This window comes from Streptomyces sp. NPDC097129 (assembly GCF_055668065.1).
On sequence record NZ_JBVOQE010000008.1, the window covers coordinates 380,561 to 394,970 of the forward strand.

Consider the following 14,410-nt stretch of genomic DNA (forward strand, 5'->3'; position numbering starts at 1 on the left):
CACAGTCACGTCGGAGTGCCCCTTCATGAGCTTCAACCTCGCCACCATGCTGCGGGAGTCGCGCAGCGCGAACCCCGGCAAGCCGCTGTGCCGCTTCGGGGACACGTCCTACAGCTACGCCCAGGTCGACGAGATCTCCGGCAGGGTCGCCGGCGGCCTGCTCGCCCTCGGCCTGCGGCGGGGCGACAAGGTCGCCGTCCACCTGCCCAACGTGCCGGAGTTCCTGTTCACGTACTTCGGCATCCTCAAGGCGGGTCTGACGATGGTGCCGCTCAACCCCCTGCTGCGCGCACCGGAGATCGCGTATCACCTCGACGACTCCGACGCGCAACTGCTCGTGACCTTCGAGCCGTTCGCCGGCGAGGCTCTCCAGGGCGCGCGGCAGGCCAAAGGGGTGACCACATACGTCGTCGCGGCACCGGCCGGTGACGGACTCCCGGAGGAAGCACTCCCGTACGACGACCTCTGCTCGGCCGAGGACACCGGCGACATCGTGCCCACCGGCGCGGAAGACACCGCCGTGCTGCTGTACACCTCGGGCACCACCGGCCGCCCCAAGGGCGCCGAACTCACCCACTTCCAGCTCTACATGAACTGCACGGTCGCGGGAGAGCTGTTCGGCGCCCGCGACGACGACGTCGCCGTGGCGGTGCTGCCGCTCTTCCATGTCTTCGGGTTGTCCAGCGTCCTCAACGTCGGCGTGCGTTTCGGCAGCACGCTCGTCCTCGTGCCCCGGTTCGACCCGCGGTCGGTGCTCGACGTCATCGAGCGGCACCGCTGCACGATCTTCACCGGAGTTCCCACCATGTACGTCGCGCTGCTGTCGGCCGGCGTCGGCGACCGCGACCTGTCCGCCCTGCGGGTGGGGGTGTCCGGCGGAGCCGCGATCGCGGGCGAGGTGATCCGCGCGTTCGAGGAGAAGGTGCCGGGCGTGGTGATCCTGGAAGGGTACGGGCTGTCGGAGACGGCCAGCACCACGACCTTCAACATCAGCGCCGAGGCCCGCAAGGTGCTCTCGATCGGCAGGCCCATCTGGGGGGTGGAGGTCCGTGTGGTCGACGCGGACGACACCCCGCTGCCGCCGGGGTCCAACAACATCGGCGAACTCGTCGTCCGCGGCCACAACGTGATGAAGGGTTACTACAAGCAGCCCGGGGCCACCGCCGAAGCCTGCCGGAACGGGTGGTTCCACACGGGAGATCTCGGCTACGCCGACGAGGACGGCTATCTGTTCATCGTCGACCGCAAGAAGGATCTGATCATCCGCGGCGGGTACAACGTCTACCCGCGCGAGGTGGAGGAGGTGCTGTTCACGCACCCCGCGGTCGCCGAGGCGGCCGTCGTCGGCAGGCGCGACGCGCGGCTCGGCGAGGAGGTGCTGGCCTACGTCGCGCTCAAGCCGGGCGCCGCGGCCACACCGGAGCAGATCGCGTCCTACTGCAAGGAACGTGTCGCCGCCTACAAGTACCCGCGTGAGGTGCGGGTGCTCGACGCCCTGCCGAAGGGCCCGACGGGCAAGATCATCAAGAGGGATCTCCCCGTGTGAGCGGGGAGGCCCCCGGGCCCGCACGGCCCATTTTTTTGCGGCACTGAACTAAGCAAGCGCTTGATAACTCCAAGCGATTGAGAAGGAAAAGGGAGGCATCATGCCAGAAGCAGTGATCGTCGCCACCGCCCGCTCGCCCATCGGCCGGGCGTACAAGGGCTCGCTCAGGGACATGCGCCCCGACGACCTTACCGTCCAGATGATCCACGCGGCCCTCGCCCAGGTGCCGCAGCTCGATCCGAGGACGGTCGACGACCTGGTCCTCGGCTGCGGACAGCCGGCCGGCGAGTCGGGCTTCAACATGGCGCGCGTGGTGGCCGTTCTGGCCGGACTGGACGAGGTGCCGGGCACCACGGTGAACCGCTACTGCTCCTCCAGCCTCCAGAGCACCCGGATGGCGCTGCACGCGATCAAGGCCTGCGAGGGCGATGTGTTCATCTCCGCCGGCGTGGAGACCGTGAGCCGCTACACCAAGGGCAACGCGGACGGTCTGCCCGACACCCGCAACCCCCGCTTCGCCGAAGCTCAGTCGCGTACCGAGCAATTGGCGGCCGGCGGCGGAACGTGGATCGACCCGCGGACGCAGGGACGGCTGCCCGATGCCTACATCGCGATGGGCCAGACGGCCGAGAACGTCGCCCAGTTCAAGGGGATCAGCCGAGCCGAACAGGACGCCTTCGCCGTACGCAGCCAGAACCTCGCCGAGAAGGCGAGCGCCGACGGCTTCTGGGAACGCGACATCACCCCGGTCGTCCTGCCGGACGGCAGCGTCGTGTCCGCGGACGACGGTCCCCGCAGCGGCGTCACCCTGGAGACGGTCTCCGGGCTGCGCCCCGTTTTCCGGCCCGACGGCACCGTCACCGCCGGCAACTGCTGTCCGCTGAACGACGGCGCCGCCGCACTCGTCGTCATGTCGGACACCAAGGCCCGTGAACTGGGCATCACACCGCTGGCCCGGGTGGTCTCCACCGGTGTCTCGGGGCTGTCCCCGGAGATCATGGGCCTCGGCCCCGTCGAGGCCTCGCAGCAGGCGCTGAGGCGGGCGGGCCTGACCATCGACGACATCGACCTGGTCGAGATCAACGAGGCGTTCGCCGCGCAGGTCGTCCCGTCCGCACGCGATCTGCGCATCCCTGAGGAGAAGCTCAACGTCAACGGCGGCGCGATCGCCGTGGGGCACCCCTTCGGCATGACCGGCGCCCGGATCGCCACCACGCTCATCAACTCCCTGCGGTGGCACGACAAGCAGTTCGGCCTGGAAACCATGTGCGTCGGCGGCGGGCAGGGCATGGCGATGGTACTGGAGCGCCTCTCGTGACCACGGCGAACGACCACGTCGGACACCCGATCCGGACCTCCGAGGAGAAGGGCAGATCAGTCATGGCCGGGAGATTCTCCGGACGGACGGCGATCGTGACCGGCGCCAGCCGGGGCATCGGATTCGCCATCGCCGAGCGGCTGGTGGCCGAGGGCGCCAAGGTCGTCGTCACCGCCCGCAAGCAGGACGCGCTCGCGGAGGCCGTCGGCCGCCTCGGCGGCCCCGAGCACGCCCTCGGCGTCGCCGGACGGGCGGACGACGCCGACCACCAGGCCGAGGTCGTCAAGCGCGCGATCGACACCTTCGGCAGCGCCGACCTGCTGGTCAACAACACCGGCATCAACCCGGTGTACGGACCGATGGTCGAGATGGACCTGGGCGTCGCGCGCAAGATAGTCGAGGTCAACTGCGTCGCCGCCCTGTCGTGGGTGCAGCAGGTCCACCGGGCCTGGATGAAGGAGCACGGCGGCTCGGTGGTCAACCTCTCGTCGGTGGCCGGTGTCAGGCCCGCGCCGGGCATCGGTTTCTACGGGGCCAGCAAGGCGATGCTCACCCACATCACCCAGGAACTCGCCGTCGAGCTGGGCCCGGACATCCGGGTGAACGCGGTCGCGCCGGCCGTCGTGAAGACGAAGTTCGCCGCCGCCCTGTACGAGGGCAGGGAGGACGAGGTCGCGGCCGGCTACCCCCTCAAACGGCTCGGCGTCCCGGAGGACATCGGCAGCGTGGTCGCGTTCCTGCTCTCCGGGGACTCCGCCTGGATCACCGGACAACTGCTGGTGGTCGACGGCGGCGTGCTGCTGACCGGGGGAGCGTGATACCCACTCCGGCCGCGGCCCGAGGCGTGGGGAGCAGGGCGACGACAGCGCCTGTGGACGCGGTGGTCTTCGACTACGGCGGTGTGCTCACCGGTCCGGTCCGCGACTCGATCGCGGCGTGGCTCGAGGCCGACGGCATCGAGCCGGCGTCGTTCTCCCGCACGCTCAAGGCATGGCTGTCCCGACATGCCGAGGACGGGACACCCATCCACCGGCTGGAGACCGGCGAGTTGACCGTCGCGCAGTTCGACACGCTGCTCGCCGGTGAACTGGACACGGTCGACGGCAGTGCGGTCGATCCGGTCGGCCTGCTGGCCCGTCTGTTCGCCGGTATGCGACCCGACCCGGCGATGTCATTTCTGGCCCGCGAACTGCGCGCTCTCGGCATCCGGGTCGCCCAGCTGTCCAACATCTGGGGCAACACCTACCCCCGCGAACTGATCGATGCCCTCTGCGACCCCGTGGTGATCTCCGGTGAGGTCGGCCTGCGCAAGCCGCTGGCCCCGATCTACCGGCTCACCCTGGATCGGCTCGGCATGCCGCCCCAGCGGATGCTCTTCGTCGACGACGCGGAGCCGAACGTGCTCGGCGCTCGTGCCGTCGGCATGCCGGCCCTGCGACACGCCGACGCCGACACCACCCGTGCCGCCCTCGCCGATCTGATCCCCGGCCTGGCCCGCCGAGCAGCCTCCGCATCCGGCGCCGACCGCAACAGCCTCCCATCCGCCTGCACGACAAGGAGTTGACCCCATGACCACCACCCGCACCGCCGTCGTCACGGGCGCGGCCCGCGGCATCGGCGCCGGCGTCGCGAAACGGCTCGCCGCGGACGGCTTCGCCGTCGCCGTCATCGACCTGGACGAAGCGGCCTGCAAGCCGGTCGTGGAGGAGATCGCGGCCACCGGCGGCCGGGCCCTGGCCGTCGGCGCCGACGTGGCCGACGAACGCGGCGTTCAGATCGCCGTGGACCGGATCGCGGGCGAGCTGGGCGAACCCGCCGTGCTCGTCAACAACGCCGGCGTCATCCGCGACAACCTGCTGTTCAAGATGACCACCTCCGACTGGGACACGGTCATGAACGTGCATCTGCGCGGCTCGTTCCTGATGACCCGCGCCGTCCAGGGCTACATGACCGCGGCCGGCTGGGGCCGGATCGTCAACCTGTCCAGCACCTCAGCTTTGGGAAACCGCGGCCAGGCCAACTATGCGGCGGCGAAGGTCGGCATCCAGGGCTTCACCAAGACGCTCGCCATCGAACTCGGCAGGTTCGGGGTCACGGCCAACGCGATCGCCCCCGGGTTCATCGAGACCGCGATGACGGCCGAGACCGCCCGTCGGCCGGCATGGGCTTCGAGTTTGGACGAGTCGTCGGCGGCTTCCAGGCGCTCCAGCACGGCCTCGCCGACCTCTTCGCGGACGTCGAACAGGCCGCCGCCGGCGCCCGCTACGCCGCTGCCACCCTGGCCGCCGGCGACCCGGACGCGGAGATCGCCGCCACCGCAGCGCAGGTCTACTGCGGCGACCTCGTGGTGAAGGCGGCTGAGGAGGCGATCCAGCTCCACGCCGGCGTCGGCATGACCTGGGGTACCCGCTGCACCTGTACCTGAAGCGGGCCAAGGCCGACCAGATCGCCTTCGGCACGGGCGGCGCACACCGGGCACACCTTGCGCACCTGGCCGATCTGCCGGGGCCCCGATGACCGGCCGTGCACACACCGTCGACCGGCAGGGCGACACGACCGAAAGCGCGTCATGGACCTCGCACTGAACGACGACCAGGAATGCGGCGCCGGCGGCGCGGCTCCCCGGGGTTAATTCTGATAACGAGTGTTGTGTCAAAGGTTTGGGGTCCGATACGGTGCTCACCTCGCTCGTCTCGAATCGGAGGGCACGATAGGCGTGGACACGCAGACCACGGGATACACGGCAGTCGCATACGGCGGAGTCGACGTCCTCGTCGGCCCCCGGCAGGGCGCCTACCCGTACGGCAACTCCCTGCTCGTGCGGGGTGCGGCGGAGAGCCTGGTCGTCGACCCGTCGCTGTCGCTCGTCAAGGACGCGCCCCCCGCGGACCTGGTCCTGGTGAGCCACACGCACGAGGACCACATCGCTGGACTGGGGAGCTACGACGTCGCGCCGGTCCACGTCCACAGCGCCGACCTCGCCGCGCTGCGCTCCCGTGAGGCCATGGTCGCCGGGTTCGGCCTCCCGCCGGACGCGGCGAAGGAGGTGGAGGCGACGTTCCGCGACCACTTCCACGTGCGGGGGCGTCCGGACGCGCTCGGCTTCGAGGACGGCGCCGTGTTCGACCTGGGCGGGCGCACGGTGACCGTGGTGCACCTGCCCGGTCACACCGCCGGGCACTGCGGCTTCCTGATCGAGCCGGACGGCTTCCTGTTCGTCGCGGACATCGACCTGACGTCGTTCGGCCCGTACTACGGCGACGCCGGCAGCAGTCTCACCGGCTTCGAGGCGTCGATGCGCCGCTGCCGGGACATCGACGCCCGCTGGTACGGCACGTCCCACCAGAAGGGCGTGATCGAGGGCGCCGCGGAGTTCCGGCGCCGGCTCGACGCCTACGCCGCCGTGGTGGAGAAGCGGGACACGGCCCTGCTCGCGTTCCTCGGCGAGCCCGGCACCGTCGAAGAGATCGCCGCACACCGGCTGGTCTACCGGCCCCACGTCGAAGGCCCGCACGTGGAGCCGGCGGAACGCAGGACGGCGGCACAGCACCTGGACCGGCTACGGGGCGAAGGGCGGGTCACGGAGGTGGAGGAGGGACGATTCCGCGCGACGTAGCCCCAACATCGGCTCTGGCCTCGGCGCGTTCGACCTCCCTGCACTGACCCGCCTTCTACCGACCCGACCGGCTGACGCTGGACGAGCTGGTCGGCACAGTCCGCGGAGCCCGCACCATCCTGGAACCGTAGGGCTCTTCCCTTCCGTCCCCGCGGCACGCGAGGACCGCTTCGGAAGAGCCCCTTCACCGTCCGTCACCCCCGACACCTAGCTGGAGATTTGATGTACGCCGTCACCGACCCGTCCACCGGCAAGACCGACGAGACCTACCCGACCGCCACAGACACCGAGGTCGCCGCAGCCGTCGAGGCCGCGCACAGGGCCTTCGCCTGGGGGCGCACCAGCTCCGTGGCCGACCGTGCCGCACTCCTGCGCCGCCTCGGCGACCTGCACGCCGAGCACCGCACCGAACTGGCGGACAGCATCGTGCGGGAGATGGGCAAACCGCGTGAGGAGGCGGAGAGCGAGGTCGACTTCTGCATGGCGATCTACCACTACTACGCCGACCACGCCGTCGAGTTCCTCGCCGACGAGGAGCTGGACGTCACCTCGGGCCCCGGCCGGGCGATCGTCCGCCGCAGCCCGGTCGGCGTCCTGCTCGGGATCATGCCGTGGAACTTCCCTGCCTATCAGGTCGCCCGGTTCGCCGCCCCGAACCTCGCCATCGGCAACACCATCGTCCTCAAGCACGCCCCGCAGTGCCCTGCCACCGCCGCACTCCTGGAGAAGCTGGTCCTGCAGGCGGGCTTCCCCGTCGGCGCGTACGTCAACGTCTACGCCACCAACGAACAGATCGCCGACGTCATCGCCGACCCGCGGGTTCAGGGCGTCTCCCTCACAGGCTCGGAGCGCGCCGGCGCCGCCGTCGCCGAGATCGCCGGCCGCCACCTGAAGAAGGTCGTCCTCGAACTGGGTGGCTCCGACCCGTTCATCGTGCTGTCCACCGACGACCTCGACGCGGTCGTGGAGTCCGCCGTCGCCGCCCGCCTCGACAACACCGGCCAGACCTGCAACGCCGCCAAGCGTTTCGTCGTCGTGTCCGACCTGTACGACGCGTTCGTGGAGAAGTTCACCGCCCAGCTCCTGGCCCGCCAGTCCGGCGCTCCGCTGTCCTCGGTCGCCGGGGCCGACAACCTGGAGCGGCAGGTGGCTGCGGCCGTCTCCGAGGGCGCGACCCTGCACACCGACGGCAAGCGCGACGGCGCCCACTACCCGGCCGGCGTCCTCACCGGCCTCACCCCCGACTCCGCGGCGGCCCGCCAGGAGCTGTTCGGCCCGGTCGCCATGGTGTTCCAGGCCACCGACGAGGACGACGCGCTGCGCATTGCCAACGACACGCCGTACGGCCTGGGTTCATACCTCTTCACGACGGACCCGGCGCAGGCCGAGCGCGTCGCGGACCGCATTGAGGCGGGCATGGTCTTCGTCAACGGCGTCGGCGCCGAGGGAGCGGAACTGCCCTTCGGCGGCATCAAGCGCTCCGGTTTCGGCCGCGAACTGGGCCGTCCGGGCATCGAGGAGTTCGTCAACAAGAAGCTCATCCGTACCGTTGCATAGGGCCGATGGGCCCGGGATCCGTGCGTCGCCGGGCTGGGGGAGACGGCTCAGCCCGGCGAAGGCCGACACAAGAAGGGCCGGTCGGGGACCGGGTCTGGGGCAGGCGGCGCAGGATGGCCTCACAGGGACCGTTCTTGTCGGCCGCTCCGGCGACCGGCAGCCGAGACGGCGTCATGGCGACTCGCCCTCCCGGCCCGCTGGACCGCCACGTCGTAATCGCCAAGGCTTCGTCAAAAGTTCGCAACCGGCGTTCGCCGTCCCCGCCCACCTTGACTCTCGACGGGACCGGCGCCCTTGCCCGGGTTCCGGCTGCCGACCCACCCGAGGAGGAAGGCCATCGGTACAGAGATCAGACCCGGCGTACGGAACGGGTACCAGTTGAAATCCGCGCCGGGCAGCAGTGCATACGCGGATCCGGAGACGGCGGGTGAGAAGATCGTGAGGACGGTGCAGAGCAGCAGCCCCCCGTAGACGGACCACAACAGTCCTCTGCGGGTGAGCCCCTGCCAGAAGAAGGAGTAGACGAGCACGGGCGCCACGCAGGTTGCCGCGATGCTCATCGAGAAGATGGCCAGGAATTCGACCGAGTACCGGTGAGCGGCTGCGGACAGCGTCAGGCCTACGGCGCCCAGGGCGACGATGGCCATGCGCAGCACCCGCACCTGCCGGGTGGTGGTGTGAGGACCGTCGGCTCGCGCGGACACATCGTGAGCGAGACAGACGGCGGATACAAACATCACGCTCGTCACAGTCGTGAGGATGACCAGGAAAGCGACACAAGCCACGACGGTGATCAGCGCAACGCGCGTGGTGGAGCCGTTCGGCAGTACGTGAGAGGCGAGCAGGACCGGGGATGCCTGCCCGTTGGCGTCGACGAGGCCGATGTCCCTGCCGCCGACCACCGCCGCGGCCGCGAACCCCACAGCGATCAGGAGGAGGACGTAGGCACCGGTCAGTCCCCCGGCGATGCTCATGGATCGCCGTGCCGAGCGGCCGCTGCGGGACGCGGCTACGCGCAGGATCAGGTGCGGCATCGCGACCGTCCCGAGGATCTGGACGATGTGGTCGCTGATCATGTTGAGAGGCACGAGACTGGAGATGTGCGCCCAGAGCCCCGGTTTCAAGTAGTCGTCCGGCGCCACGCTCCTGTCCACGGCGGCTGAGAGGAGGCTTCCGGAGTCCCACGAGAATTTCCTCAGGGCCAGCACCGTGAGCCCCGTGAGCGTCACCAGGGTGATGACGACCTTGACCACCTGCATGCGACTGGTGCCCTTGAGATCCGCCACCGCGGCAAAGCAGACGACGAGCCCGCCCAGCAGTACCGTGCACAGCACCTGCGACGCATCGCTCGACATGCCGATCAGCAGGGCCGCGATGATGCCTCCGGCGCGTAGCTGGAGCACGAGCAGGGGAAGCGTGATGGCGAGCGTCACCACAGCCGCGGCGATGCGCGGGGCTGAACCGGAGGCCCGCAAGGAGAAGAGGTCGCCGAGCGTGTAGTGGCCGCTGTCGCGGATCTTCTGTGAGAGGAGCAGCAGCAGTCCGAGTGCGACGACACTGTCGACGGCCGTGGCGTACCCGTCGTAGCCGAACAGGGCGATGGCCCCGGATGTCGCGAACAGTGTGATCACGGAGATCTGTTCGCCGGCCAGGGCGAACCCGTTGAAGACCGGTGAGAGGGACCGGTCGGCGATGTACAGCCGTTCCGGGTGGTCGTCGTGGGTGGCCAGGGTGAAGACCCAGAGCAGGGCCAGACCGATGAAGACGAAGAAGGCGACCAGCACCGGGCCTCTTGCCGCCGAACCGATCGGGTCGGCTGTGCCCGAGCTCAGGACGTGCAGGACCATCGCGTCACGTCCAGGACTCGTCGGCCGGAGAGACACCCGAAACCCCGGGCCGGGGCGTGCCGGACGTCAGGGACTGTTCGAGGGGAACACACAGACGCGTCGCCCGGTTCTCGTACCACCAGGTGCTGGCGATGAAGAGGCTGAGTTGCAGGATTCCCCAGACGATCCCCAGGGTGAGCCGTCCGTCCACAGGGACCGCGGCGAGCGCGCCGTCGCAGGACAGCACGACGCCGGCGGCAAGGGGCACCGCGTTGACGGCAAGGAACACCCGCTGGGCACGGTGCTCGGCTCGGCGGAGGATTTCACCGCGTTGCAGATGGGCGTCCGTCGTCGGCGCAGTGACCGGCTTCTGAGCGTAGTAGGTGTGCACGGAACTCTCTTGTTGAGTCAAGGGTGCGGGCGTTCAGGAGATGGTTGCGGCGATCAAGTCGTCACAGAGCGGAGGCGTCTTGGGCGCCTGCGGACGCGTTGCGGCTGATGAGCCGAACTGCACCGTCTCCTCCGGTGCCGCGACCAAGAGATCGGTGTCGGAGTCCTCTTGTACCTCACCGCGAGGCCGAGGGAAGGGCCGATCCCAGCGCGAGGTACGAAGCGGGTCGAGGCCGGCGGCGTCGGGAGCGTGCGGAGTGTCATGGGCTGTCGGATCGTCGTTGAATCCGTGGCACGGACACGCTGACGGTCTCTCGGCCACAACGTGTCCTTCACTCCCTGCCGTCAGGCCAGAACGGTCAGGCCACAGGCGCCGCGCCTCGCCGGGCATTGCGCCGGCTTCCGTTGACCAGGTCGTTGAACCGGTCGACGGCCCAGATGGTGCGAAGTCCCAGCGGGCTCATCATCATCGGACGAGGGAACTTCGGCTGCTTCATCCACAATCCCTCCAAGTCCTCGTGTCGCTCGCCGTCGACGATGAGATCAGCGATGAGGGTCCCGACGTAGGGCGCCTGAGCCAGCCCGTGACCGTTGCAGGCGATCGAGTAGAAGACGTTGTCCTCGATCTGCCCGGCCAGCGGCAGCCAGGACGAGGTGATCGCGATCCATCCTCCCCACGCACGCTCGATCGCGACGTCGGACAGCGCCGGGAACCGCGTCGCGAAGGCTTCTGCGAGTTCTTCGACGAGCGCCGGGTCCGGCTTCTTCTCCGGGAGTGGATACGTCGTGCCGCGCTCGAGCCGCCGGACGCCGAACACGATGGTGTTGCGCGACGTCAGCCGGTAGTTCTCCATGATGGCGTGCTGGGTGACCAGTCCCGACCGGCTGGTCCACCCCAGTGCCGCCAGACGGGCAGGGTCGATGGGCGCGGTCTCCACCTCGATGACGTAGATGGGCACGGAGAGCCGTGGAGGAGTGATGTCCCACTCTCCCGCGTACGCGTTCGTCGCCAGAACCACCTTGTTCGCCCGCACCTGGCCCTGAGGAGTGGTGAGGACCACCTGACCGCGGTCGCGCGTGACGTCGGTGACCTTGGTCTGCTCGAAGACTCGCGCGGACGAGCCGAGCAGTGCGCGGCGCACACCCAGGGTGAACCTGCCGGGGTTCATCATTCCCCCGACCATCTCGCGCATCCCGCCGAGGAACCCGCGCGGGATGCCGAGCTCTTCGCTCGTGCCGAGTTCCACCTGGCAGCCGGCGCGCCGGAGAATCTTGGTCACACGGCGCACCCGGCCCATCTGTCCACGCGACACCGCCGCGAAGCAGTTGCCGGTCGCTTCGTAGTCGCAGTCGATGCCGTGCGTCTTGATGAGGTCTTCCACGTGGTGCGCGGCGTGCTCGGCGAGCCGGATCATGCCGGGCATCTTCTTGCGGTAGAGCAGATTGAGGAGCTGGAGGTCCCCGCCTGGAGCTCCCGCCAGTTGCCCTGCGTTGCGGGAGCTGGCGCCGTGTCCGCAGAACTCGGCCTCCAGGAGCACCACGTCCTGACCGCGTTCGGCCAGTCGTAGCGCCGTCGACATGCCTCCGATGCCGCCGCCGACCACCGCGACCTCACAGGTGAGGTCACCGGTCAGGGCCGGCTGGATGTCGGCGGGCGGATCGACCCAGCCGGTGAAGGTGGTGTACTCCACGTTGTCGGTCTTCATTGTTGTGCCTTTCGGGCGTGCGTGCTCTGACCCTTGGTGTGTCGCTCAAGCCCGGGCAACTCTGCGTTCGTTCGCAGCCGGCTCCGCACCCGTCGCCACGTTGTGGTCGTGCAGAGCGCGGTACGACCTGAAGTACACGAAGAGCTGGGTTCCCCAGGTGGCGAGGGCGAGGGTGTAGAAGATGGTGCGGTACTCGTCGTCGCCCGAGATCGGGAAGAAGTCGTAGGTGACGGCGATGGCGGTCCCCGCAGCGGTGGCGAGCGCGGTGGCGATGGCCGGGCCCTTGGCACGGATCTTCCACAGCCGCCGCACGAAGTAGGCGAGGAACAGGGTCGTGAGAGCGTTGACGACGACGTAGAACGTTGCCGGGCCGAGGTGAAGTTCATGGCCGCGGAACTGCTGGAGATACAGCCCGGCGGCGATGGCGAGCACGAACGCGGCGATGTCGGCCGCCAACGTCGGCTTGTACCGGTGTGTGACGCGCATCAGGCCCATGACGAGAATCAGGGTGATGCCCACCGATCTCGAGAAGGCGTCGAAGAAGTACGCGACGTCGTACAGGAAGCTGTCCGGGTCGCCTCCGAGGAGGGACCAGACGAGGAAGTTTGAGCCGGACGTGGCGACGATCATCCATTCCAGCCCGAGCAGATAGTTGCGGTACCGTCGGATGAACTTCCATCCGAAGTAGAAGCCGGCGAAGATCATCCAGAGGTCGGCCAGCATGAAGAGCAGTTCCTTCATGGATATCGTTCCTTTGCGTTGAGGCCCGTGGGCTGAGCAGGAGGCCGATCGGTCAGCCGAGCGCGTGCTGTTCGAGCACTGCCTTGAAGCCACCCTTGTGCCGCAGTCGCGACAGGGCCGTGGCGACGATGACCAGCGCCGGGAAGACGAGCGAGACGCAGTAGGCCGTGGTGTATGCGTGGGCGCTGGGCATGTGGGCACCGTCGAGGAGATAGTCCGACGTCTTGAGGTCCACCCTCGAGGGGTTCAACTTGCCCGCCGTCATGCCGGCGACGTCCATCGAGTGGTACACGAATCCCGATGCGTTCAGCAGGATCGTGACGATTGCCGCACCGATCGCGATGCCGATGGCCATGACCGTCCCGGGCATTCCGGCCGCCATACCGGCCTTCTCCTCCGGGACGACGAACTGCGGTATGGCGAAGGCGCTGCTGTAGCCGGCCCGGCTACCCAGGCCGATGACGCCCGACGCGACGACGTACTCCCATGGCCGGTCATGAGCGACGGCCAGGAACAGCAGGCCGAGCGCGCAGATCGCGGCGCCGCCGATCAGGATGGCGCCGGGGCGACCGCGAGCGATGAGCTTCTCGGAGTACTTGCCGCTGATGAACATCGTCAGCGCGAACGGCAGCATGATCAGGCTCGTCTTCAGCGGATCGTAGGACAGGCCGTACTCCGCGAACTTCGTCGACCATCCCGTCAGCCCGCCATTGGCCGAGACGGGCAGGCCGTTCGGGGTCTGGATGTAGTAGTTGGCCAGCACCATGAACGCGGCATCGATACAGCCGAAGAGCCCTGCCGAAAGACAGGCCGTGGTGACGTACGGCCTGCGCAGCACCCCGATGTCGAAGACCGGGTGGGTGGACCGGCGCTCCGCGAAGCCCCATGCGATCGCCGCGACGACGCCGACGAGGAGGATCATCGCGCTGTTCTTGCCGATGGCGCTGTCGGGCGGCGCGCTCAGGGGCAACAGGATGAGCGCCACCCAGCCGATCAGCCACATCGTGTTCACGACGCCCAGGCGGCCCCTGGACTGCGGCGGAGAGTTCGGCACGACCATCAGCAGGGCGACGGTGGTGAGGACGAAGAGCGCGGCCAGGATGTAGTAGAAGGGCGCGATCGACAGGCTCGGCAGCGAGCCGTCCGCGTTGAGGTGGGCGGGCAGTGGCCAGATCCGCACGGAGATTCCGCCGCCCACCATGCCCAGCACCACACCGCTGCCGGTGGCCATGACGAGAACCATGACCGCCGTGGACACGCCGTTGCCGGGCAGGTGCCGGCGCAGGAAGCTCAGCGGCAGCAACTGGGCGGCGTTGCCGAAGCCGAGGAGCGCCGAGCCGATCACCAAGGCGAGGTAGTTGTCGGCGATCGCCGCGATCAGTGCGCCTCCCACGAGGAAACCGCCGGCGAGCAATGCCATCGCGCGCTCACTCAGCATGTCGGTCAACCGTGGGATCAGCACGAACCCCGCGCCACCGCCGAGCGTGAGGGCGCTGAAGATCCAGGTGGCGGCACTCACCGAGTTGTGCGCGTAACTGGAGGTGATCAGGGGCAGGAGCGGCGGCACCATGAATGCCACGGCGTTCGTCACGGTGGCCAGCAGGGCAGCGACAGCGATCAAGGCCCTCTTGTTGGCCGCGAGCCGGGCCGGAGCCTGCGCATCGATCCGGCCGAGTGTTCCTTGGATGTCCATGGTCTTGGCCGGCTTTC

12 protein-coding genes and 1 pseudogene are annotated in these 14,410 nt (G+C 68.8%); 8 read left to right on the top strand and 5 right to left on the bottom strand.

The window, feature by feature from the left end:
• The first annotated feature begins 25 nt into the window (after window positions 1–25).
• The 8 genes and pseudogenes from AC0B9F_RS24430 (at window position 26) to AC0B9F_RS24465 (ending at window position 8,037) form a co-directional block, all read left to right on the top strand.
• Window positions 26–1,546, top strand: a complete 1,521-nt coding sequence (locus tag AC0B9F_RS24430) for a long-chain-fatty-acid--CoA ligase (protein WP_472006028.1) — start codon at window positions 26–28, stop codon at window positions 1,544–1,546.
• Between the two features lie 100 nt (window positions 1,547–1,646).
• Entirely contained in the window at window positions 1,647–2,864 is a 1,218-nt protein-coding gene (locus AC0B9F_RS24435) for an acetyl-CoA C-acetyltransferase (protein ID WP_472006030.1), read from the top strand.
• Between the two features lie 62 nt (window positions 2,865–2,926).
• A complete protein-coding gene (locus AC0B9F_RS24440) occupies window positions 2,927–3,682 on the top strand; it encodes an SDR family oxidoreductase (RefSeq protein ID WP_472006125.1) in 756 nt (251 codons plus the stop codon).
• Between the two features lie 53 nt (window positions 3,683–3,735).
• A complete protein-coding gene (locus tag AC0B9F_RS24445; protein WP_472006032.1) occupies window positions 3,736–4,428 on the top strand; it encodes an HAD family hydrolase in 693 nt (230 codons plus the stop codon).
• A 4-nt stretch (window positions 4,429–4,432) separates the two neighbouring features.
• Window positions 4,433–5,037 (top strand): annotated as a pseudogene (locus AC0B9F_RS24450) (SDR family NAD(P)-dependent oxidoreductase); the annotation flags it as partial.
• The gene (locus AC0B9F_RS24455) at window positions 5,026–5,289 is read left to right on the top strand and encodes an acyl-CoA dehydrogenase family protein (RefSeq protein WP_472006127.1); all 264 of its coding nucleotides are present in this window, start codon (window positions 5,026–5,028) and stop codon (window positions 5,287–5,289) included. The pseudogene AC0B9F_RS24450 and the gene AC0B9F_RS24455, both read left to right, overlap by 12 nt.
• A 291-nt stretch (window positions 5,290–5,580) precedes the next feature.
• Complete coding sequence (locus tag AC0B9F_RS24460) at window positions 5,581–6,480, top strand: MBL fold metallo-hydrolase (RefSeq protein ID WP_472006034.1); 900 nt, start codon at window positions 5,581–5,583, stop codon at window positions 6,478–6,480.
• A 222-nt stretch (window positions 6,481–6,702) separates the two neighbouring features.
• The gene (locus AC0B9F_RS24465; protein ID WP_472006036.1) at window positions 6,703–8,037 is read left to right on the top strand and encodes an NAD-dependent succinate-semialdehyde dehydrogenase; all 1,335 of its coding nucleotides are present in this window, start codon (window positions 6,703–6,705) and stop codon (window positions 8,035–8,037) included.
• Between the two features lie 230 nt (window positions 8,038–8,267).
• Here AC0B9F_RS24465 and AC0B9F_RS24470 read toward each other — a convergent pair whose 3' ends face one another.
• The 5 genes from AC0B9F_RS24470 to AC0B9F_RS24490 all read right to left on the bottom strand — a co-directional run bounded on the left by AC0B9F_RS24470 (window position 8,268) and on the right by AC0B9F_RS24490 (window position 14,321).
• Complete coding sequence (locus AC0B9F_RS24470) at window positions 8,268–9,884, bottom strand: sodium:solute symporter family transporter (RefSeq protein WP_472006038.1); 1,617 nt, start codon at window positions 9,882–9,884, stop codon at window positions 8,268–8,270.
• A 4-nt stretch (window positions 9,885–9,888) separates the two neighbouring features.
• Window positions 9,889–10,254, bottom strand: a complete 366-nt coding sequence (locus tag AC0B9F_RS24475; RefSeq protein WP_472006040.1) for a hypothetical protein — start codon at window positions 10,252–10,254, stop codon at window positions 9,889–9,891.
• Between the two features lie 358 nt (window positions 10,255–10,612).
• Window positions 10,613–11,959 carry an NAD(P)/FAD-dependent oxidoreductase gene (locus tag AC0B9F_RS24480; RefSeq protein WP_472006042.1) on the bottom strand — a complete coding sequence of 449 codons (1,347 nt, stop codon included), beginning with the start codon at window positions 11,957–11,959 and terminating at the stop codon, window positions 10,613–10,615.
• Between the two features lie 45 nt (window positions 11,960–12,004).
• Window positions 12,005–12,700, bottom strand: coding sequence for a transporter (locus AC0B9F_RS24485; protein WP_472006044.1), 696 nt, complete (start codon window positions 12,698–12,700; stop codon window positions 12,005–12,007).
• Window positions 12,701–12,752: 52 nt separating this feature from the next.
• The gene (locus tag AC0B9F_RS24490; protein WP_472006046.1) at window positions 12,753–14,321 is read right to left on the bottom strand and encodes an MFS transporter; all 1,569 of its coding nucleotides are present in this window, start codon (window positions 14,319–14,321) and stop codon (window positions 12,753–12,755) included.
• Between the last annotated feature and the right edge of the window lie 89 nt (window positions 14,322–14,410).